Annotated in this window: 1 protein-coding gene; it reads right to left on the bottom strand. The window is 65.9% G+C overall.

Annotated elements, in window-relative coordinates:
* The coding region (locus AC0L23_RS40130; RefSeq protein WP_473358443.1) for a DUF1522 domain-containing protein at nt 1-314 on the bottom strand (314 nt) is incomplete at both ends.

Genomic DNA, 314 nt, shown 5'->3' with positions numbered 1-314 from the left:
GTGGAGGCCAGCGAAGCCGCGGACGGCGTCGGACCGTCCTTGAAGGTGATGACATGGCCATCGACGTTCAGCGTCGAACCCGACGAGATGAACGACGACAACGTCGCCGAGCTCGTGGTACGGGTCGCCGTCGCAGTGACGGTGCCGGCGCCGGTCGCAGTGGTCAGGCCGAGCTTGTTGAGGATGTCGGCCTTGCCCGCTACGCTCAGGTCAGAACCGATCGTGCTCTTCAGGACGAGCGCACCGCCGCCGCTGACCGACGAGATGGTCTGGCCGCTGTTGACCGTCAGGGTACCGGCAACGTTGCTCTGCAC

Source organism: Bradyrhizobium sp. MI1.4 (assembly GCF_055811315.1).
The sequence above is the reverse complement of the archived record's forward strand: the minus strand, read 5'-3'. Positions and strand labels throughout refer to the sequence as shown.